Source organism: Actinomadura sp. NPDC048032, from assembly GCF_040653175.1.
Lineage (GTDB): Bacteria > Actinomycetota > Actinomycetes > Streptosporangiales > Streptosporangiaceae > Spirillospora > Spirillospora verrucosospora.
Window position 1 is genome coordinate 1 of record NZ_JBEZJP010000079.1, and the last position, 19,408, is coordinate 19,408.

The window sequence follows — 19,408 nt, forward strand, 5'->3', positions numbered from 1 at the left end:
GGAGGGTGTTCGGGGCGGTGCCGGGGCCGCGGCCGTCGATGTGCCGGGAGTAGTTCTCGATGCCGTCACCGCCTTCGGGCAGGGCGAGAGGGGTTCTCGGGTGGGCCCGCGGTGGCTGGGGCGCACGGACCGACCGGAGACGCCCGGCGCGCCCGCGCCACGCAAGGCGCGCCGGGCTTCTCACCGCCGTTCGGGCGCGCTGGTCATGGAGAACGCGTCTCCGCCGACGAGGTCGCATCGGCGGCCGCCTCCTCGTGCAGGCTGATGACCTGGTTGGGGCACATCAGGGCGGCCCGGCGGACGGTCTCGTGCAGGTCCCCGGGAGGGGACTCGGCGAGGAGCACGACGGTTCCGTCCTCGTCGGACTGGTCGAAGACCTCCGGCGCGTACAGGGCGCACTGCCCCGCGCCGAGGCAGCGGTCGTGATCGGCGACGATCCGCATGGCGGTCACCGCTCCCAGCTCACCGGGAGCCGGTGGACGCCGTAGACGAACATGTCGTGCCGCATGGGCACCTCGTCGGGCGGCACCGCGAGGCGCAGGCCGGGCAGCCCGTCGAACAGGGCGGTGAGGGCCATGCGCATCTCCACGCGGGCCAGTTGCTGCCCGAGGCACTGGTGGATGCCGTGGCCGAACGCCACATGCTGGGACGGCGGCCGCGTGAGGTCCAGCTCGTCGGGATCCTCGAAGTGCTCGGGGTCGCGGTTGGCGGCGGGCAGCGACAGGACGACGGTCTGCCCGGCGCGCACCGGGTGCCCGTGGATCTCGACGTCCTCCTTGGCGACCCGGACGACGCCGAACTGGACGATGCTCAGGTAGCGCAGCAGCTCCTCGACCGCGGGGCCGGCCGCCTGCGGGCCGGCGCGGAACGCGGCCAGCTGGCCGGGACGGGTGAGCAGGGTGAGGGTGCCCAGCGCCAGCATGTTGGCGGTGGTCTCGTGCCCGGCGACCAGCAGCAGCCGGCCGATGCCGCTGAGCTCGGCGTCGCTCAGCCCGGCCCCGGAGGTGATCAGCGAGCCCAGCAGCGCGTCGTCCGGGCTGCGCCGTTTGGCGGCCACCAGGTCCCGCATGTACTCCAGCAGCGCGTCCCTGGCCTCCGCCACCCGCCCGGTGTCCGCGGTGACGCTGAGCAGGGCGGCCGACCAGGCGTGGAAGCGGGCGCGGTCGGCGTAGGGCACGCCGAGCAGCTCGCAGATCACCAGGGACGGGATCGGCAGGGTGTACGCCGGAACCAGGTCGGCGGGCGGGCCGGCGGCGCGCAGGGCGTCGAGGTGGTCGGCGACGATCCGCTCGACGCGCGGCGCGAGGGCCTGCATCCGGCGGGTGGTGAAGAACGGCGTGAGCAGCCGCCGGTAACGGGTGTGCTCCGGCCGGTCCATGAACAGCAGCGAACCGGTCCGGTCCTCGGGCCGGAAGGCGGGCCGCCTGATCGGTGAGGAGGCTTCCGCCCGGTCGGCGCTGAACCGCTCGTCGGCCAGGATCTCGCGCACGTCCCGGTGCCGGGTCAGCAGCAGACCGGTCGCGCCGTCGGGGAAGGACAGAGGGGAGACGGGCGACTCGCTGCGGAGCAGGCCGAGCGCCGGTGGCGGGTCGAGCGGGTCGTCGCGCCGCGTGGGAAGCGGGGCGGGGACGGAGGCGGGGGGCTGCGGAGCGCGCATGGGACGAGATCCCTTCCTCGGAGACTCGCGCTGTGCCGCTCCCGGCGGGACGGCTTGCGGCGGCTCGCCGGAGGAGACGGCATCCGCTTCGAAAGTAGAACGGATCCGTTCTATACGCGAGGTTCCGGCAGGTTGGGGACGTCCAGCAGGGGGGACAGGATGCCGTCCACAAACCGGTCGACCAGCTCGCGGCCTGGAGGTTCGTCCTGCATCAGCACATGCCCCAGGATGACCGCGAAGGGCAGATCGGCCAGCAGCCCGGCGTCCACCCGTCCGGGGATCTCGCCGCGTTCCCGGGCCCGGTCGAGCGCCGCCTCGATGGAGCGCCGCACGGGATCGGCCAGCCGCTCGCGGCGCAGCCGGGCGAGCTCGGCGTCCCGGCGGCTGCCCTCCAGCAGCGCGATGACCAGCCCGCGGTCCAGGCTGGACCAGCTGGCGACGTACGCCATCAGCAGCTGGCGTATGTCCTCGGTGAACGAGCCCGCGTCCCGCCCGGACACCACGGGCCGGTAGCGCTCCATCGCGGCCATCACCAGATGGGCCTTGGTGGGCCAGCGCTGGTACAGCGTCGCCTTGCCCACCCGCGCGCGCCTGGCCACCGAGTCCATGGTCAGCCGCTCGTACCCGACCTCCGAGAGCAGGGCGAGGACGGCGTCGAACACTTCCGCGCGCCGCTCGGGCCTGCTCAGCGGCACCTTCCTGAGCCCGCTCCGCGCCGTTGCGTCGTCCCGCATACCGCCCGCCCTCCGTGCCGGACCCAGGGTGCTCAACACCGTAAGCCAGCCGAAAGCGTCACGGCAGCCTTCAAGACGGAAAAGAACGGGCACCGAGCACTCTGCTTCACAACAGACGCGTGACCGGCGTGCCCGACAAGCCGCTCTAGCAGGCCAATGCCGCTCCGGCCCTCTGGCGCACCACTCTCCCCCTGTTCCGGAGTTCCGGATCAAGACGCCGCCTCTCCAACTGGCGGGAGCCGCGGTCGACCGCCGGCCCCGGGCAGCCTCGTGCGGTCCGGGGCCGCGCCGCCGGGTGGGACTGCGTTCAGCCGCCCGTGTCCGGCTCCTCGGAGGGCTCAGTACTCCACCAGGCGGCGGTGTCGGGTGGCAGGACCGCGTTCGGGCCCTCCATACGGATCGGCTCGCTGCTCAGCAGGAGCGAACCGCGGGCTGGGATCTGGACGCTCCGGTCGCCGGTGTTCACCGCGCACAGCATTCGAGGGCCGTCGGAATGACCGCTGCGCTCGAAGACCAGGCAGTCCGGCGGCCCGTCCAGCCAGTGCAGCTCACCGTCGCCCAGCGCGGAATGGTCGCGCCGGATCCGGAGAGCCCTGCGGTAGAGGGTCAGCGTGGAAGCCTCGTCGTCCCACTGCGCCTCCACGGTGAGCGACTTCCATTCGGGCGGCGACGGCAGCCAGCCGCCACCCGATCCGAACCCGAACGGGGGCTCGTTACCGGACCACGGCAGCGGAACGCGGCAACCGTCCCGGCCGCCCTTGAGACTCTCCAACTGGGGATCGGTCAGCAGCTCGGCGGGGATGTCGAGCACCTCGGGCAGGCCGAGCTCCTCACCCTGGTACACGTACGCCGAGCCGGGCAACGCCAGAGTGAGCAGCGCCGCCGCTCGCGCCCGCCGCCGTCCGAGCTCGTCGCCGCCATAGCGGGTGACATGCCGCTGGACGTCGTGGTTGGACAGCACCCAGGTGGTGGGCGCGCCGACGGGGCCCGTCGAGGCCAGCGACTTCTCGATCACCGAGCGCAGTTCGGCGGCGTCCCAGTCGGTCCTCATGTAGTCGAAGTTGAACACCTGGTGCAGCTCGTCCGGGCGGACGTAGTTGGCCAGCCGATCGAGCGACGGCGCCCACGCCTCCGCGACGCCGATCCGCTCCCCGGGGCCGAGGGCGAGCAGCCGCCGCCAGCCTCGATGGATGTCGTGCACCCCGTCCTGGTCGAAGTACGGCACCTTGCCGCGTCCCAGCAGCCGCGACTGCGGCGCGTCGCCGACGTCGGGCAGCCCGGCCGCCTTGACCATGCCGTGCGCCACGTCGATGCGGAATCCGTCGGCGCCCAGGTCCAGCCAGAATCGCAGGACATCGTCGAACTCGGCGCGCACGTCCGGGTGCTCCCAGTTCAGGTCGGGCTGCTGCGGAGCGAACAGGTGCAGGTACCACTGCCCGTCGGGCAGCCGGGTCCAGGCGGGACCGCCGAAGACCGACTCCCAGTCGTTGGGCGGCAGTTCGCCGGAGGCTCCTCGCCCCGGCCGGAAGACGTAGCGCTCGCGCGCCGGACCGGAGACCCCGGCGGCCAGCGCCTCCTGGAACCAGACATGCTGGTCGGAGGTGTGGTTGGGCACGATGTCGACGATGACCCGCAGGCCCAGCCGGTGCGCCTCCTCGATCAGTTCGACGGCGTCCGCGAGCGTGCCGAACGTCGGATCCACCGAGCGGTAGTCCGTGACGTCGTAGCCGCCGTCGACCATCGGCGATTCGTAGAACGGCGTGATCCACAGAGCGTCGACGCCGAGCGCGGCGAGGTAGGGGAGCCGGCTGCGGATTCCGGCCAGGTCGCCGACCCCGTCCCCGTCGGCATCGGCGAAGCTGCGCACATAGACCTGGTAGATGACCGCGTCACGCCACCAGCGCGTACCGGCCGCCGGGGAGCCGGAGAACTCCGCGGGGCGCGCCGGTGAAGGAGGTCTCGACGATAGATCCATACGAGGGACAGTCGGGAGATCGATTTGGTCCGCACCTGAGACCGCCCGGCAGAGGCCCGGCACGGCCAGAACCCGGCATCACGGGCCGTTCGAAGTGGCTCGGGAGCACCCCGCCCGCGGCTGGCTCGGGCGTGGTCGTCGGCGGGGTAACGGTGCGGTGCCGATGGGGTGGTCCGAGACGGATTGGCGTGGCGGTCGCCTCTCGCGGACGGTTCGTCCATCGGGTGTGCGGTTCCGCGACGATGCGTTCAGGCGCGATTGCGCGAGCCGCGGAACCCGGCACGATGAGCCCGTGAACGAGAATGATCTCTTTAATCTGGATGGCCGCCGGTTCGCGATGGTCAGCTCCACCGCGAGCCGCGTGGACCCTGACGCGCCCACGCGATTCGCCTACACGGAGGCCGACGGCGTGGTGTGGGGAAGTTACGAAGGCGACACCGTGGTCCACGGCCGGTTCGTGGGGGCCCGGCGCGGAGCCGAGGTCCGGCTGAACTACGTGCACCTGACCAAGCGGAGCGCGGACCCGGTCGCCGGGTCCAGCACGAACCGGATCGAGCTGCTGCGGGACGGCCGGATCCGGCTGGTGGAGGAGTTCCGGTTCGACGGGGACGACACGCCCCAGGTCAGCGTGTGCGAGGAGATCGTCACGGGAGGTCTTTGAGCTCGGCCCGTCCCGCGTCCGCGCGGATGAAGCGCATCCGGCCGAGGGCGACGGGGCCGGGCCCGGGCTCCGCCTCCGCCTTCGCCGGGGCGCCGTCCGACGTCAGCACGAACGGGCGGCGGATCACCTCGTCGAGGATGAGCACCGTCTCGGTGGCCTTCACCGCCGGGATGCCGGCCAGGCGCTCGGAGACCAGCCGGTGCACGGCGGCGACGTCGGTGGCCCGGATCTGGATCATCGCGTCGTGCTGGCCGGTGGTGATCGCGCAGTACTCGACCTCGGGCATCAGCGAGAGCTGGGCGCGGAACTGCGGCCACATCTGCTGCCGGACGGTGACGAAGATCAGCGCGCAGATGCCGAGGCCGGTGCGGACCGGGTCGACCTGCACGGTGAACCTGCTGATCACACCGCTGGTCCGCAGCGCCTCGAAGCGCATGTAGGCGTTGGCCCGGGAGATCCCGACGCGCTGGGCGAGGGCCGCGATGGAGATCCGGCCGTCCTGGCGCAGCACCTCCAGCATCCTGAGGTTGATCGCGTCCAGTTCGGTGCGGATCTGTCCAGCCTCGCCCCCCTTAGAGGGTGGTCCGTGCGACGGTCTGTCCATGGATCCGTCTCCTTCTCTCGCTTTATCTTGACTTTCGGTGGTCTCGTAGACGTTCAGCCGGAAGTCTCGCACTATCGGTCTTCGTCGTCCAGAAGCAGACAACGGACCTGACCGAGACCCGGAGGCCACGATGCCGATCACGAGTGGAACCACACGGCGGGCGGCGCTGCCCGTCCTCGTGGCCGCAGCACTCAGCCTGACCGCCTGCTCGGGCGGGGGCGGAACGTCCTCGTCGGACGGGGGCGGCAAGGCCCTGGTCATCGACACCTCGTTCAACCTCAAGACCGCGGACCCCGGCCGGATGTACGAGCAGACCGGCCTGCTCATCGACCGGGCCCTCTACGACACGCTGCTCAGCTTCAAGGGCTCCGACGTCAGCACGCCGGTGCCGGCGCTGGCGGAGTCGTTCGAGCTGTCCAAGGACGGCAAGAAGCTCACGCTCAAGCTGCGCCAGGACGCGGTCTTCTCCGACGGCAGCCCCGTCACCGCCGACGACGTGGTGTTCTCGCTCGACCGGGTCCGCGACCTCAAGGGCAACCCGTCGTTCCTGCTCGACGGCGTGAAGGTCGAGAAGACCGACGACAGGACGATCACGCTGGTGTCGGCCAAGCCGAACCCGTCGCTGCCGTTCATCCTGCCGAACCCGGCGCTCGGCATCCTCAACTCCAAGGTCGTCAAGGCCAACGGCGGCGCCGCGAGCCCCGGCGACAAGGCGGAGAAGTACCTGAACGGCCAGTCGGCCGGGTCCGGCCCGTACATGCTGGAGTCCTTCAACGCCGCCACCCCGGTCGTGCTCAAGGCCAACCCCAAGTACTGGGGCGCCACCAAGCCGGTCTACAAGCGGGTCGTGCTCCGCAACGTCCAGTCGCAGACGCAGAAGCTGAACGTGCAGCGCGGCGACAGCCAGATCGCGGTGGACCTGACGGCCGACCAGGCCCAGGGCATCGGCGGCGGCACGCAGACCGTCAAGGGCGCGTCCGCCAACGTGTTCTTCCTGCTGACCAACCGGAACCCGTCCGTCAGCAAGATCACCTCCAACCCCCGGTTCGCCGAGGCCGTCAGCAAGGGCGTGGACTACGCGGGGCTGCTGGAACTCGCCGGCGAGGGCTCGGTGCAGGCGGCCGGGATCGTCCCGTCCATGATCAACGGCTCGCTGCCCGCGGGCCAGGCGCCCAAGCGCGACGTCGCCGGCGCCAAGGCGGCGCTCGCCGCCGGCGGGATCACGAACCCCAGGGTCAAGCTGGAGTTCCCCAGCGACTTCACCCTCAACGGCCTGTCCTTCCAGCCTCTGGCCGAGCGCATCCAGGCCAACCTGAAGGAGGTCGGCATCACCGTCGACCTCGCCCCCGCGCCGATCGCGACCGCGCTGGAGAGCTACCGCGACGGCAAGGAGGAGATGGGCCTGTGGTGGTGGAGCCCGGACTACCCGGACGCCAGCAACTACCTCGCCTTCCTGCCCGGCGGCCTGATCGGCGAGCGCGCGGGCTGGAAGAAGGGCGCGGACAAGGCGCTGGAGGACGCCGGCGCGAAGGCCGCGAGCACCATCGGCGATGACCGGTTCGCCCAGTACCACCAGATCCAGACCCAGCTCAACGCGCGCGGCCCGATCGTGCCGCTGATGCAGCCGAGCCAGCGCCTGGTCACCGCCGGGTCGCTGACGGGCCTCGCGGTCAACCCGGTGTGGACCTTCGAGATCGCGGCGCTCGGCAGCAAATGAAGTCTCCTCACCCGTCGGACGAGCGGACGACCGAGGGCCGCCGGCCACCCGGCGCCCGGTGGTGGTCGCGGCATCCGCTGATGCGATTCCTGGCCCGGCGGCTGGCGGTCTCCGTACTGCTGGCCGTCGGGGTCACCCTGGTCACCTTCATCCTGACCAACATGGTGCCCGGCGACCCGGCCACCGCGAACCTCGGCCAGCAGGCGCTCGCCAACCCGGCGATCGTCCAGCAGTTCCGGGAGGAGCACGGCCTCGACAAGCCGCTGCCCGTGCAGTACGCGACCTACATGGGCAACCTCGTCCGCGGGGACCTCGGCGAGTCGCAGCAGAGCCACCGGCCGGTCGCCGACGACCTGCGGGAGTTCGTCCCCGCGACGTTCGAGCTGGCCGGCTCGGCGCTGCTGGTGTCGCTCCTGCTCGGCGTTGCGTTCGGAGTGATCGCGGCGTTGCGCCGGGACCGGTTCGTGGACCAGTTCCTGCGGGTGACCAGCCTGGCGGGCGTTTCGGTGCCGACGTTCTGGCTGGCGCTGCTGGCCTTCTACCTCTTCTTCTACAAGTTCGGGCTGGCGCCGGGCTCCGGGAGGCTCTCCCCGGCCATGGCGCCGCCCCCGCACACCACCGGCCTGTACACGGTGGACGCCGCGCTCGCCGGCCAGTGGGACGTGTTCGCCAGCGCCGCCGGCCACCTCGTGCTGCCCGCGCTGGTGCTCGCCGCGTACACGATCGGCCTGCTCACGCGGTTCACGCGGTCGGCCGTGCTGGAGGTGCTCGGCCAGGACTACGTGCGGGCCGCCCGGGCCAAGGGGCTGCCCGCCGGCACCGTCCTGTTCCGGTACACGCTGCGCTCCGCGCTGGTGCCGGTCATCACGGTGGCGGGGCTGGCCTTCGGCAGCCTGCTGTCCGGCACCGTGCTCGTCGAGGCGATCTACGCCTGGCCCGGCGTCGGCGAGTACGCGTACAAGAGCGCGACCACCCTCGACCTGCCCGCCGTGATGGGCGTCGGTCTCGTGGTGGGCGTGATCTACGTGGTGGTCAACCTGGTGGTGGACATGCTGTACGGCGTCATCGACCCAAGAGTGAGGCACACGTGAGCCGCAGGGTGCCGGAGGCGTGGCGCAAGCCGCTCGCCGTCGTCGGCCTCGTCGTCGCGGCGGCATGGCTGGTCGTGGTGCTCGCCGCGCCGCTGCTCGCGCCGCACGACCCGCTGAGCCAGGAGTTCCCGCGGCTCCAGGCGCCGAGCGGAGCGCACTGGTTCGGCACCGACGAACTCGGCCGCGACGTCCTCAGCCGGGTGCTGTTCGGCGCGCGCCTGTCCATCCCGCTCACGCTGCTGCTGGTGGCGATGTCCGTCGTCATCGGCGGGCTGCTGGGGGCGTGCGCCGGCTACTTCGGCCGCTGGCTGGACGAGACGATCATGCGGGTGGCGGACCTGGTGTTCGCGTTCCCCACCGTCATCCTCGCGATGGCCGTGGCGGCCTCGCTCGGCGCGAGCCTGCGCAACGCGGTGCTGGCCGTGCTCGTCGTGTCCTGGCCCGCGTACGCCCGGGTCACCCGCGGCCTGGTGCTCGGCATCCGGTCCCGCGAGTTCGTGATCAGCGGGCGGCTGCTCGGGTTCTCCGCGTGGCGCTCGCTGCGCACCGACGTGCTGCCGAACGTGACCGGCCCCGTCCTGGTGCTGGCCACCCTCGACATCGGCACCCAGCTCCTGCTGCTGTCGGGGCTGTCGTTCCTGGGGCTCGGCGCCAAGCCGCCCACCGCCGAGTGGGGCTCCATGGTGGCGTCGGCCACGCACGTGTTCGACAAGTGGTGGGTCGGCGTGTTCCCCGGCCTCGCCATCCTGACGGTGGTGCTGGCCTTCAACTTCCTCGGTGACACGATGCGCGACGCACTCGACCCGCGGACCGCACGGGCGATCAAGGAGCGGGCGCTGTGACCTTGCTGAACATCGAGGGGCTCACCGTCGAGCTGGGGGGACGGCAGATCATCCGGGGGATCGACCTCGCCCTGGAGCCGGGCCGGATCCACGGGCTCGCGGGCGAGAGCGGCTCCGGGAAGACCATGACCGGGATGGCGGTCATGGGACTGCTTCCGCACGGCGCGCGCACCGGCGGGCGGATCCTGTTCGACGGGACCGACCTGCTGTCCCTGCCGTCCAAGAAGATGAACGCGCTGCGCGGCAGCGAGATCGGCATGGTCTTCCAGGACCAGTCGACGAGCCTGCACCCCATGCTCACGATCGGCCGCCAGCTCACCGACCACATGCGCCACCATCTGAAGCTGGATAAGGCCGAGGCGCGCCGCCGCGCGGTCGAACTGCTGACGAGGGTGCGCATCCCGGACGCCGACGGCGCCTTCCGGCGGTACCCGCACCAGTTCTCCGGCGGCATGCGCCAGCGCATCGCGATCGCGGCCGCGCTGGCCTGCGACCCCAAGGTCCTGATCGCCGACGAGCCGACCACCGCGCTCGACGTGACCGTCCAGGCCGGCGTCCTGCGCCTCCTGCGCGGCCTGTGCGACGAGCTCGGGCTCGCCGTCCTGCTGGTCACCCACGACCTCGGCGTCATGTCCGCGGTGGCCGACACGATCAGCGTGATGCGGGCGGGCCTGCTGGTCGAGACCGGCGCGCGCGCCCAGGTCATGCGCGAGCCCGCCGACGAGTACACCCGAATGCTGCTGGACGCCCTGCCGGAGCGGAGCACCTCATGAGACTGCCGGACGGCGCCGAGCCGGCGCCCGACACCTCGCTGCTGTCCGTCGAGAACCTGGTGGTGGACCACCGCAGCCCGGACCGGCCCCCGGTGCGGGCGGTGGCGGGCGTCGACCTGACCGTCGCGCCCGGGGAGGTCGTCGGCCTCGTAGGCGAGTCGGGCTGCGGGAAGTCCACGCTGGCCCGCGCCATCTGCGGGATCATCCGCCCGTCCGGCGGCTCCATCGGCTTCGAGGGCCGCCCGGTGACGCCGCTCGGCCTGCGCCGCCGCGACCCCGCGCTGACCCGCATCCAGATGGTCTTCCAGGATCCGTTCGCGTCGCTGAACCCCCGCCGCCGGGTCGGCGGCCAGATCGCCGACGGCCGCCGCGGCGGCCCGACCCCGGGCGAGCTGCTGGAACGGGTCGGGCTGTCGGCCGACATGGCCGCCCGCTACCCGCACGAGTTCTCCGGCGGGCAGCGGCAGCGCATCGCCATCGCCCGCGCCCTGGCCGCCCAGCCCTCCCTGCTGATCGGCGACGAGCCGATCTCCGCGCTGGACGCCTCCGCGCAGGCGCAGGTCGCGGGGCTGATGCGGGCACTGACCGTGGAGTCGGGGGCGGGGCTGCTCTTCATCAGCCACGACCTGTCGGTCGTCCGGATGATCGCCGACCGGATCGCGGTCATGTATCTGGGCAAGATCGTCGAGATCGGCCGGACCGCCGAGGTCTGGGCCGACCCGCAGCACCCCTACACCCGGGCCCTGCTCGCCGCCATCCCCGCGCCGGACGGGGCGGGCACGCTCCCCGCCGAGCTGCCCGGCGACGTGCCGGACCCGGCGTCGCCGCCGTCCGGGTGCCGCTTCCACCCGCGCTGTCCCCACGCCATGGAGATCTGCTCGAAGCGTGAGCCGGTGCAGGAACGCGGGGTGGCCTGCTGGCTCTACGACTCGGCGCCGGAATGAGCGACGATCGCGTGGAGCGGGTGCGGGCCCGCATGATCGAGCACGGCGTGGACGTGCTCGTCCTGCGGCCCTCCTCGAACCTGCGGTACCTGGCCGGCCCGGCGCCGCACGGCTTCCTCGTCATCACGCCGGACGGCCCGCCCGAGCACGTGCCCGACGCCTCGCCCCTGATCCCGGTGGGCGCGCGGGTCGCCATCGATCCCCAGATGCCCGCGCATGAGCTGCTGTCCATCCAGGAGCGGCTGGGCCCGCAGACCCTGTTCGCCTCGGCCGAGCCGCTCATCGCCCCGCTCCGGATGCGCAAGTCCGCCGCGGAGATCGCGGCCATGGAGCGCGCGGCCGTCGCCGCCGACCGCGCCGTGGCGATGGCCTCCGAACTCCGCTGGTCCGGCGCCACCGAACGGGAGATGGCGCGGCTGCTGCGCCTGCTTCTGCTGGAGACCGGCCACGACGAGGTCACGCTCGTCACGGTCGCGGCGGGGGAGCACTCCGCCGCGCCCTACCACCGGCCCACCGAACGGGTGATCAACCCGGGCGACGCGGTGCTGGTCAACATCGGGGGACGGCACGAGGGCTACTGCTCCGACATCACCCGGATGTTCGTCGTCGCCGAGCCGCCCGAGGACTTCGAGGCCATGTACTCCGTCGTGCTCGCCGTCCACAGCGCCGCCTGCGAGGCGGTGCGCCCCGGCGTCACCGCCGCCGAGATCGACGAGGTCTGCCGCGCCGCCATCGCGGCCAGCGGATACGGGCTGTTCTTCGTCCATCGGACGGGCCACGGGGTCGGGCTCGACCAGTTCGAGCCGCCCTACCTGACGTCGGAGGACCGGACCGTCATCGAGCCCGGCATGACCGTGTCCGTCCAGCCCGCCATCTACCTTCCGGGACTGTACGGCGCGCGGATCGAGGACGTCGTCGTCTGCACCGACGTCGGAGCCCGCCGCCTGAACCAGAGCCCGCGCCTGCTCATCGTCACCGACCGCTGAACGTGCCGTGATCCCCGGGTGGACTCGTCCGCCGATGACGGGATACTCCAGGGGTGGGATCGGACGTCTTTCCGGACGAGCTGCGGGCGGCGGGGGTGACGCCCCGCGAGCTGGAGATCTTCTGGCTCGTCGGGGACCGCCTGCACAACCAGGAGATCGCCGCCGTCCTGCACGTGTCGGAGCGGACCGTGGAGAGCCACGTGTCGGCCCTCCTCCGCAAGCTCGGCGGCCCGGACCGGCGAGCCTCGCCGAACCGGCTGATCCTGGTCGAGGCGGCGGAGCGGCTGAAGGCGCTCCGGGACGCCGCCGCCCTGCCCAGGCCGCTGTCCTCGTTCGTCGGACGGGACCGGGAGATCGACGACCTGCGCCGGCTCGTCGGCTCCCACCGGCTGCTGACGCTGACGGGGCCCGCCGGGACCGGCAAGACCCGGCTCGCGCTGCGGCTGGCGGACCTGGCGACCGCACTGCCGCCCGCGGTCCTAGTCGACTTCGCCCGCGCCGCGCCCGGCCGGAGCGCGGAACGGGAGTTCGCCGACGCGCTCGGACTCCTCGCCGGGGAGGGCGACGGCTCGCGCGCCCAGATCCGTGCCGCGCTCGCGAAGGGGCGGCACTGGCTCCTCGTCGACAACTGCGAGCACGTGGCCGACGGCGCGGCGGCGTTGCTCGCGGATCTGCTGGCCACCACCCGCGGCCTTCACGTGCTGGCCACCAGCCACGGGCCGCTGCGGGTGGCGGGGGAGGTCGTGTACGAGATCCCGCCGCTGCCGGTCCCCGAAGAGGGCGACGACCCGGCGGCCGTGCTGAGCGCGGCGTCCGCGCGGCTGTTCGCCGACCGCGCCGCCGCGGTGTCCCCCGGTTTCGAGGTCACCTCGGAGAACGCCCGGCACGTGGCGGTGATCTGCCGCCGGCTGGACGGCCTGCCGCTGGCGATCGAGCTCGCGGCCGCCCGGACCCGCGTGTTCTCCGCGGCGGAGCTGCGGGCCCGGCTCGACGACCGGTTCGCGCTGCTGACCGACGGGGCGCGCGGGGCACCGGCCCGGCACCGCACCCTGGAGGAGGCGCTGAACTGGAGCTACGAGCTCCTGAGCGGCGAGGAGCGGGTGCTGTTCGAACGCTGCTCGGTGTTTCCGGCCACGTTCGACTACGACACCGCGACCCGGATCCTCGGCTACCCGCCGCTGAGCGGGGCCGCCCTCGTCCAGGTCTTCCCGCGCCTCCTCGACCGCTCGTTGATCTCGCGCCGGCGGCAGGACGAGAGGACCGAGTACTGCCTGCTCGACAGCGTCCGCCAGTTCGCGCACCGGCGACTCGAGGCGAGCGGGACGGCCGATCGGGCACGGGAACAGCACGCCCGTCACCACCTGGGGCAGGGGGTGGCCGCGCTGACCGACCTCTGCGGGCGCGACCAGGCCGCCGCGCTCCGCTGGTTCGGGCGCCACTGGGCGGACCTGCGGGCCGGGATGCGATGGGCTCTCCAGCGGCAGGACACGACGCTCGCGTGGGAGTTCCTCGCCGGGATCTGCACCGGTTGGGAGGTGCTCGGCGCCCGCGGCGAGCTCTTCGACTGGCTCGACACGCTGCTCGCACATCCCCTTCCGCGAGGCTCGCTGGGCGTCCGAGCCGCGATCACCTGCGCGATCCTGCTCGACTACCAGGACACCGAACGGGCGCGGGGGTTCGCCGAGCAGGCTTATGAGCGTGCCGAGAGCGCCTCGGCGCAGGACCGGGCGCTGGCCCTGCTCGGCCTCGGCTGGACGGCGAGGGCGGCGGTGGTGGCGCGGGGCAGCGAGGTCGGGGTCCTCGAACGGGCCGTCTCCCTTTTCGAGCGGCTGGGCGACGACTGGCATCGCGCGCTGGCGCTGTTCCGCCTCGGGCTGTCCGTGCCGGACGCCCCGGCCGCCCTGGCCCGGCTGGCGGATGCCGCCGACCTCTTCGATCGCCTCCACAACCCGGTCAAGCGCTCCAACTGCCTCTTCCACATGGCCAATGTCGCGATCGAGGACCGCGTCCGTCTCGACGAGGCCGCGACCTGGCTGGCCGAGGCCGGCCGGCTGGCAGGGACCAGCGGCAACGAGCACGAGCGCCTGCACGCCGAGGTCGCGCTCGCCCGCCTCGACCAGGCGCGCGAGGACCACGCCGCCGCCGAACCCCGGTTCGTCCGGTTGCTCTCCGAGTTCCGTCAGATCGGCGACCTGCGCTGCGCGGCACGGTGCCTCCACGGCCTCGGCGGCGCCGCGGCGGCCGCCGGAGACCACCGGCGGGCCCGGCGGCGCCTCGCCGAGGCCCTGGAGATCGCTGTCGGTCTCGGCGACCGGAACGTGCTCGTGACGAGCCTGCTCCTGCTCGCCGGCGCCGACCACGCGACCGGGCGGCCCGACCGCGCCGCGGTCCTGCTGGGCGCCGCCGAGAACCTCGTCCCGGCGCCTCTCGAAAGCCCGGAGCCGCCGCTCCGGGCCGCCCTCCGCGAACGCCTCGGGCCCGACGGCCTCGCCATGGCCCTCGCCACCGGCCGGAGCACCCCGCTCACCGCGCTGCGCTCGCTGTGAACGCTCCGGTCAGCCGAGCTTCGAGGTCTCGTCCTCGATCGGACGGCCATAGTCCACGGCGTCGAGGACGGCCGGGGGAGCGGTGGCGCGGAAGGCGGCGTCCGGACGTGCGCCGAGTGCGCCGTTGACGGCCGAGAACGCGATGCGCAAGGCCGCCAACACCGTGATCGCGAATATCCGGGCATCGTCCCAGCCGGCGTCGCGCAACTCCTGGACGTCTTCCGCGACGGTTCCGTGGGGCCTGCGGGCGACCTTCCGCGCCCAACCGGCCAAGGCCCGTTCCCGGGCGGTCAGCCCGGTGTCGGCGCCGCGGAGCACGGCGGCGGCCGTGTCCGCGTCGCTCGCCTCCGCCAGCCGGGAGCCCCAGGCCAGCGCGCAGTAGGAGTCGCCGGCGGCCGAAGCGCACGCGGCGATGAGGACTCCGCGCGTGCGGAAGTCGAGCCCGGCTGCCGCGCCGGCCTCCCCGAGCAGCTCGGAGAGCCCGGCGGCGAGACCGGGCCGGTGGGCCCACAGCCTGGAGTTGTTCATGACGTGGCCGGTGTCGGCGATGTCCTCGTCGAACATGCGCAGCGCCTCGTCGGTCAGGGGAGGGGCGGCGAGGAAGCCGGCCGCGTTCACCGCTGTCCCGCCTCGAAGGTGACCGGCCGGCCCTGCTCCTTCCAGGCGGCCAGCCCGCCGTCGAGATGCGCGACGTCGGTGTAGCCGAGCTCCTGCAGCGTCTGCGCGGCCAGCGCCGACCTGCCGCCGGAGGCGCAGTAGAGGATCGTCCGCGCGGAGGGGACGAACTCCTCGCGGTGGTACGGGCTGGCGGGGTCCGCCCAGAACTCCAGCATTCCGCGGGGCGCCGGAACCGCGCCCGGGATGGCGCCCTCGCGCCGGACCTCGTCGGGCTCGCGGAGATCGACCAGCGTCACCCCGCCGCCTTCCAGCGCGTCGGCGACCTCCGGCACCGACATGTTGCGCACCTCGTCTCGCGCGCGGGTCACCAGCTGCCGGACGGAACTGCTCATTGCCTCACCTCGAACTCTCGGGTGTCCTTGCCTCCCATCCGACAGGGTCCCGGCAGAACGCACATCCGTGCTCAGTACGGAGACGGCGTCCGGGGAGGCCGCCAAGCCCGTACCCCGCCCTTTCCGGCCATTGTTCTGCTCCGGGGCTCGCAGGGGGCTTGGCCGTGCCCACGAACCGGTGCGCCGCTCGTGGTGGCGGCGAACGAAGAGCGCCGGTCCCGCCGGCCCTATGCTCGTCCGGAGTCGAGCGGGGAGGACACCAGTGTCGAAACTGGACGAGATCGGTGCGTGGCTGCGACACCGGTTGGCGGACCTGCTCGCCGAGAACCGGGTGCCCGGGGCGGCGGTGGCGGTCTGCGCGGGCGGCGAGACGGTCGACGCCGCCGCCGGGGTGCTGAACACGGCCACCGGCGTCGAGGCGACGGTCGACTCCCTGTTCCAGATCGGCTCGATCACGAAGGTGCTGACCGCGACGCTGGCCATGCAGCTGGTCGACGAGGGCGAGCTGGAGCTCGACGCTCCGGTGCGGACCTACCTCCCCGAGTTCCGTATCGCCGACGAGCGCGCGGCGGAGCGGATCACCGTGCGTCAGTTGATGTGCCATGTCGCGGGTTTCGAGGGCGACATCTTCACCGACACGGGCAAGGGCGATGACTGCGTCGAGAAGTACCTGGGCGTCCTGCACGAGGTGCCGCAGCTGTTCGAGCCCGGCGAGATGTTCTCGTACAACAACGCCGCCTACTGCGTCCTCGGCCGGATCGTCGAGGTCGTTCGCGGGAAGCCGTTCGACGCCTGCATCAGGACGCACCTGTTCGTGCCGCTGGGCCTGACCCACGCCGCGAACGACCCCTACGAGGCGATCATTCACCGAGCGGCGGTGGGACACGTCGAGCAGACGCCGGGCGGCCCGCTCGGGCCGGCCCGGGTCTGGACGCTGGCGCGCTCGAACGCGCCGGCCGGGTCGATGCTGGCGATGCGCCCTCGCGACCTGCTGGCCTTCGCCCGCATGCATCTCGCCGGAGGGCTCGGCCCGGACGGCGGCTCCGTGCTGAGCCCCGCGAGCGTCAGGGCCATGCAGCAGCCCCAGGTCGGACTGCCCGACATCGACCAGGGCACTGCCTGGGGCCTGGGGTGGGAGCTCTTCGACCTCCCGGGCGGCCGGGTCTTCGGCCACGACGGCAACACCATCGGCCAGTCGGCGTTCCTGCGCGTGGTGCCGGGGCGCGACGTGGCGGTGGCGATCGTCACCAACGGCGGCTCGCCGCGGCGGGTGTACACCGAGATCGTGGGTCGTGTGCTCCGGGAGCTCGGCGGTGTCGAACCGCCGGGGCAGCCGACGCCCGATCCATCCGCGCCTCCGCTGGACGCGTCCCGCTACGTCGGCACCTACACGTCGAGTACCAGTGAGACCACGGTGAGCCAGGACGAGGAGGGGCGGCTCTGGTTGGAGCGCGTCCCCACCGGGATCACCGCCGAGCTGGACGACGCGCCGTACCGGACGGAACTGGTCGCCTGGCGCGGCGATGCGCTGCTCCCGGTCGAGCCCGAGCGCGGCGTCCGCGCCCCGCTCGCCTTCCTCGGCGACGACGGCAAGGGGCACGCGATGTATCTGCACAACGGCCGAGCCGACCGGCGCGTGCCGGCGTGAACGGCCTGCACCGGCGCGCTTTCGTCGCCGACATGCACAACGACCTGCTGTGCGCGGTGGTCGCCAGGCCGGTCGACCGCTGGGCGGAGTTCTTCCGGGAGCGCTGGCTGCCGCAGTTGCGGTCCGGCGGGGTGAACCTGGTGACGCTGCCGGTGTTCATCGAGGACCCGTTCCGCCCCGAGGGCGCGCTGCGCCGGACGCTCCGCATGATCGAGGCTGCGCACCGGCTCGCGGCCGGCAACGGCGACGAGGTCGCGTTGTGCCGCGACGGCGCGCAGGTCGACGGCGTCCTCGCGGAGGACCGGATCGCCCTGATCCTGGCGCTGGAGAGCGCTCCCGGCGTGGGCGAGGACGTCGAGCTGCTGGAGACCCTGTTCCGGCTGGGCGTCAGGATCGCGTCCCTGGCGCACTTCGGCCGCACGGCACTGGCCGACGGCAGCGGGGAGGACCGGACCGGTGGCCGGCTCACCCGCGCCGGGGTCGCGGCCTTGGCCGAGATGGAGCGCATCGGCATGCTCTTCGACGTCAGCCACCTCGGCGCCGCCGGCGTCGGGCACGTCCTGGAGCTGGCCTCGCGGCCGGTGATCGCGACGCACTCCTCCGCGCGGGCGCTCCTCGACCACCACCGCAACCTCACCGACGAGCAGATCCGGGGCATCGCCGCGGGCGGCGGCCTCGTGTGCGTCAACTTCTTCGCTCCGTTCCTCCACGAGGACGACCACTCGATCGACCGGTTGATCGACCACCTGGAGCACGTCGCCGGCGTGGCGGGCGTCGCGCACGTCGGCCTCGGCCCCGACTTCGTCAAGGAGGTGCTCGCCGACACCACTCCACCGTGCTGCGAGCGCGCCTTCGTCGAGGGGGTGCCCGCCGACGCGTACCTGCCCGGCCTGGAGGGGCCGGCGGGGATGCCGCTGGTCACCGAGGCACTGCAACGCCGTGGCTGGCCGGAGGACGCCATCGTCGCGGTCCTCGGCGAGAACGTGCGGCGGCTGCTGCGAACCGAGCTCGGCCGGCCCGCCGCCGTCGCCACCGCCTGAGCCCTGCGCGTGGAGGGCGCATGCGGATGCGTCCGGCTCGGTCGGTTCCGTATGCTCCCAGCCGCCCTCACGGCGGTGATCAGTTCGTGCGGATGGACGAACGCGGGCCTGAATGTTCGATGCGCGCAACAAACGCCGCCAGGGGTTTGCGTCCCAGTATCGTCGGGTGGCTAAGGAGAGCGCTGCCGCGCACACGACCGATGGCTCCGAGAACGCGCGTGGGCCCGCGAACGCCGATCGCGTACTGACGATCCGGGATCTGTCGGTCGAGATCCGGCGCGGCGAAAGGGTCGTCCGGCCCGTCTCGGACGTCGACCTGGTCCTGAACCGCGGGGAGACCCTGGGGATCGTCGGCGAGACCGGGTCCGGCAAGTCCATGACCGGTCTCGCGGTCATGGGCATGCTGCCGCCCGGGGGCCGGGTGACCAGCGGGTCGATCGACCTGGGCGGCGAGGAGCTCGTCGGGCTTCCCGCGGCGCGGTACCGGGCCGTTCGCGGCAACGACGTCGCGATGGTGTTCCAGGACTCGATGACCGCGTTGAACCCGACCCGGCGCATCGGGGAGCAGGTCGCCGAACCGGTGCGCCTGCACCACGGCGCGTCGAAGCGGGCCGCGCGCGGGAGGGCCGAGGAGATGCTCGCCCTGGTCGGGCTGCCGCGGCCGGCCGAGCTGATGGACGACCATCCGCACCGGCTCTCGGGCGGCATGCGGCAACGCGTGATGATCGCGATGGCGCTGGTCTGCGAGCCGCGGGTCGTCATCGCCGACGAGCCGACGACGGCGCTCGACGTCACGATCCAGGCGGAGATCCTCGATCTCCTCGACGACCTCAGGTCCCGGCTGGGCATGTCGATGATCCTCATCACGCACGACATGGGGGTGATCGCCCGGCACGCCGACCGCGTCGGGGTGATGTACGGCGGGCGCATGGCCGAGTCCGGGCCGACCCGCGCGCTGTTCCGGCGGACGCGGCATCGCTACACGCACGCGCTGCTGTCCTCGATCCCCTCGCTGACCCAGGACCGGCGGGAAGAGCTGTTCAGCATCGCGGGCGCGCCGCCGGACCTGACCGCGGCCCAGGCGGGCTGCCTGGAAGTCGCCCTGGACCTGGCCCTGCAATGCTCCCCCGACCACCCCTGGGTGACACAACACCCCGAATGGTTCACCACCCGCGCCGAC

Annotated in this window: 18 protein-coding genes; 11 read left to right on the forward strand and 7 right to left on the reverse strand. The window is 72.6% G+C overall.

The window, feature by feature from the left end; genetic code table 11:
- Positions 1-203: 203 nt before the first annotated feature.
- The 4 genes from AB0C69_RS13705 to AB0C69_RS13720 form a co-directional block, all read right to left on the reverse strand.
- Positions 204-443 carry a ferredoxin gene (locus AB0C69_RS13705; protein ID WP_360353361.1) on the reverse strand — a complete coding sequence of 80 codons (240 nt, stop codon included), beginning with the start codon at positions 441-443 and terminating at the stop codon, positions 204-206.
- Positions 444-448: 5 nt separating this feature from the next.
- The gene (locus AB0C69_RS13710; protein ID WP_360353326.1) at positions 449-1,657 is read right to left on the reverse strand and encodes a cytochrome P450; all 1,209 of its coding nucleotides are present in this window, start codon (positions 1,655-1,657) and stop codon (positions 449-451) included.
- A gap of 110 nt (positions 1,658-1,767) precedes the next feature.
- Positions 1,768-2,391: a TetR/AcrR family transcriptional regulator gene (locus AB0C69_RS13715; RefSeq protein ID WP_360353328.1), complete on the reverse strand. Its 624-nt coding sequence runs from the start codon at positions 2,389-2,391 to the stop codon at positions 1,768-1,770.
- Positions 2,392-2,698: 307 nt separating this feature from the next.
- The gene (locus AB0C69_RS13720; RefSeq protein ID WP_360353330.1) at positions 2,699-4,366 is read right to left on the reverse strand and encodes a glycoside hydrolase family 13 protein; all 1,668 of its coding nucleotides are present in this window, start codon (positions 4,364-4,366) and stop codon (positions 2,699-2,701) included.
- Between the two features lie 361 nt (positions 4,367-4,727).
- Between AB0C69_RS13720 and AB0C69_RS13725 the strand changes: the two genes are divergently transcribed.
- On the forward strand, positions 4,728-5,027 hold the full coding sequence (locus AB0C69_RS13725; RefSeq protein ID WP_360353332.1) for a hypothetical protein: 300 nt from the start codon (positions 4,728-4,730) through the stop codon (positions 5,025-5,027).
- Here AB0C69_RS13725 and AB0C69_RS13730 read toward each other — a convergent pair.
- Entirely contained in the window at positions 5,011-5,631 is a 621-nt protein-coding gene (locus AB0C69_RS13730) for an Lrp/AsnC family transcriptional regulator (protein WP_360353334.1), read from the reverse strand. The two genes, AB0C69_RS13725 and AB0C69_RS13730, sit on opposite strands and share 17 nt — an antisense overlap.
- A 130-nt stretch (positions 5,632-5,761) precedes the next feature.
- Between AB0C69_RS13730 and AB0C69_RS13735 the strand changes: the two genes are divergently transcribed.
- The 7 genes from AB0C69_RS13735 to AB0C69_RS13765 all read left to right on the forward strand — a co-directional run bounded on the left by AB0C69_RS13735 (position 5,762) and on the right by AB0C69_RS13765 (position 14,530).
- Complete coding sequence (locus AB0C69_RS13735; protein WP_360353336.1) at positions 5,762-7,348, forward strand: ABC transporter substrate-binding protein; 1,587 nt, start codon at positions 5,762-5,764, stop codon at positions 7,346-7,348.
- A gap of 80 nt (positions 7,349-7,428) precedes the next feature.
- The gene (locus tag AB0C69_RS13740; RefSeq protein ID WP_345172235.1) at positions 7,429-8,439 is read left to right on the forward strand and encodes an ABC transporter permease; all 1,011 of its coding nucleotides are present in this window, start codon (positions 7,429-7,431) and stop codon (positions 8,437-8,439) included.
- Positions 8,436-9,281 (forward strand): ABC transporter permease, encoded by an 846-nt coding sequence (locus tag AB0C69_RS13745; RefSeq protein WP_345172237.1) that lies wholly within the window; start codon positions 8,436-8,438, stop codon positions 9,279-9,281. Before AB0C69_RS13740 ends, AB0C69_RS13745 begins: the two co-directional genes overlap by 4 nt.
- Positions 9,278-10,054 carry an ABC transporter ATP-binding protein gene (locus AB0C69_RS13750; protein ID WP_360353339.1) on the forward strand — a complete coding sequence of 259 codons (777 nt, stop codon included), beginning with the start codon at positions 9,278-9,280 and terminating at the stop codon, positions 10,052-10,054. Before AB0C69_RS13745 ends, AB0C69_RS13750 begins: the two co-directional genes overlap by 4 nt.
- The gene (locus AB0C69_RS13755) at positions 10,051-10,998 is read left to right on the forward strand and encodes an oligopeptide/dipeptide ABC transporter ATP-binding protein (protein ID WP_353831264.1); all 948 of its coding nucleotides are present in this window, start codon (positions 10,051-10,053) and stop codon (positions 10,996-10,998) included. Before AB0C69_RS13750 ends, AB0C69_RS13755 begins: the two co-directional genes overlap by 4 nt.
- Positions 10,995-11,984, forward strand: a complete 990-nt coding sequence (locus AB0C69_RS13760) for a M24 family metallopeptidase (RefSeq protein WP_360353341.1) — start codon at positions 10,995-10,997, stop codon at positions 11,982-11,984. The genes AB0C69_RS13755 and AB0C69_RS13760 overlap by 4 nt, the downstream gene beginning before the upstream one ends.
- Before the next feature lie 53 nt (positions 11,985-12,037).
- The gene (locus AB0C69_RS13765; protein WP_360353343.1) at positions 12,038-14,530 is read left to right on the forward strand and encodes a LuxR C-terminal-related transcriptional regulator; all 2,493 of its coding nucleotides are present in this window, start codon (positions 12,038-12,040) and stop codon (positions 14,528-14,530) included.
- A 9-nt stretch (positions 14,531-14,539) separates the two neighbouring features.
- Here the strand turns inward: AB0C69_RS13765 and AB0C69_RS13770 are convergent, their stop codons facing one another.
- A complete protein-coding gene (locus AB0C69_RS13770; RefSeq protein ID WP_360353345.1) occupies positions 14,540-15,148 on the reverse strand; it encodes a hypothetical protein in 609 nt (202 codons plus the stop codon).
- Entirely contained in the window at positions 15,145-15,540 is a 396-nt protein-coding gene (locus AB0C69_RS13775) for a rhodanese-like domain-containing protein (protein WP_345172249.1), read from the reverse strand. The genes AB0C69_RS13770 and AB0C69_RS13775 overlap by 4 nt, the downstream gene beginning before the upstream one ends.
- 262 nt (positions 15,541-15,802) lie before the next feature.
- Here AB0C69_RS13775 and AB0C69_RS13780 point away from each other — a divergent pair, with 262 nt between their 5' ends.
- From AB0C69_RS13780 to AB0C69_RS13790, 3 genes are all read left to right on the forward strand, one after another.
- Positions 15,803-17,188: a serine hydrolase domain-containing protein gene (locus AB0C69_RS13780; RefSeq protein WP_360353347.1), complete on the forward strand. Its 1,386-nt coding sequence runs from the start codon at positions 15,803-15,805 to the stop codon at positions 17,186-17,188.
- On the forward strand, positions 17,185-18,228 hold the full coding sequence (locus AB0C69_RS13785; RefSeq protein ID WP_360353349.1) for a membrane dipeptidase: 1,044 nt from the start codon (positions 17,185-17,187) through the stop codon (positions 18,226-18,228). The genes AB0C69_RS13780 and AB0C69_RS13785 overlap by 4 nt, the downstream gene beginning before the upstream one ends.
- 166 nt (positions 18,229-18,394) lie before the next feature.
- Positions 18,395-19,408, forward strand: a 1,014-nt coding sequence (locus tag AB0C69_RS13790; protein WP_360353351.1) for an ABC transporter ATP-binding protein, incomplete at its 3' end; no start/stop codon positions are given.

Excerpts from the sequence above, each read along its gene's own strand:
- AB0C69_RS13705 (WP_360353361.1), bottom strand. The coding sequence starts at position 443 with ATGCGGATCGTCGCCGATCACGACCGCTGCCTCGGCGCGGGGCAGTGC.
- AB0C69_RS13710 (WP_360353326.1), bottom strand. The coding sequence starts at position 1,657 with ATGCGCGCTCCGCAGCCCCCCGCCTCCGTCCCCGCCCCGCTTCCCACG.
- AB0C69_RS13715 (WP_360353328.1), bottom strand. The coding sequence starts at position 2,391 with ATGCGGGACGACGCAACGGCGCGGAGCGGGCTCAGGAAGGTGCCGCTG.
- AB0C69_RS13720 (WP_360353330.1), bottom strand. The coding sequence starts at position 4,366 with ATGGATCTATCGTCGAGACCTCCTTCACCGGCGCGCCCCGCGGAGTTC.
- AB0C69_RS13730 (WP_360353334.1), bottom strand. The coding sequence starts at position 5,631 with ATGGACAGACCGTCGCACGGACCACCCTCTAAGGGGGGCGAGGCTGGA.
- AB0C69_RS13735 (WP_360353336.1), top strand. The coding sequence starts at position 5,762 with ATGCCGATCACGAGTGGAACCACACGGCGGGCGGCGCTGCCCGTCCTC.
- AB0C69_RS13740 (WP_345172235.1), top strand. The coding sequence starts at position 7,429 with ATGCGATTCCTGGCCCGGCGGCTGGCGGTCTCCGTACTGCTGGCCGTC.
- AB0C69_RS13755 (WP_353831264.1), top strand. The coding sequence starts at position 10,051 with ATGAGACTGCCGGACGGCGCCGAGCCGGCGCCCGACACCTCGCTGCTG.
- AB0C69_RS13760 (WP_360353341.1), top strand. The coding sequence starts at position 10,995 with ATGAGCGACGATCGCGTGGAGCGGGTGCGGGCCCGCATGATCGAGCAC.
- AB0C69_RS13775 (WP_345172249.1), bottom strand. The coding sequence starts at position 15,540 with ATGAGCAGTTCCGTCCGGCAGCTGGTGACCCGCGCGCGAGACGAGGTG.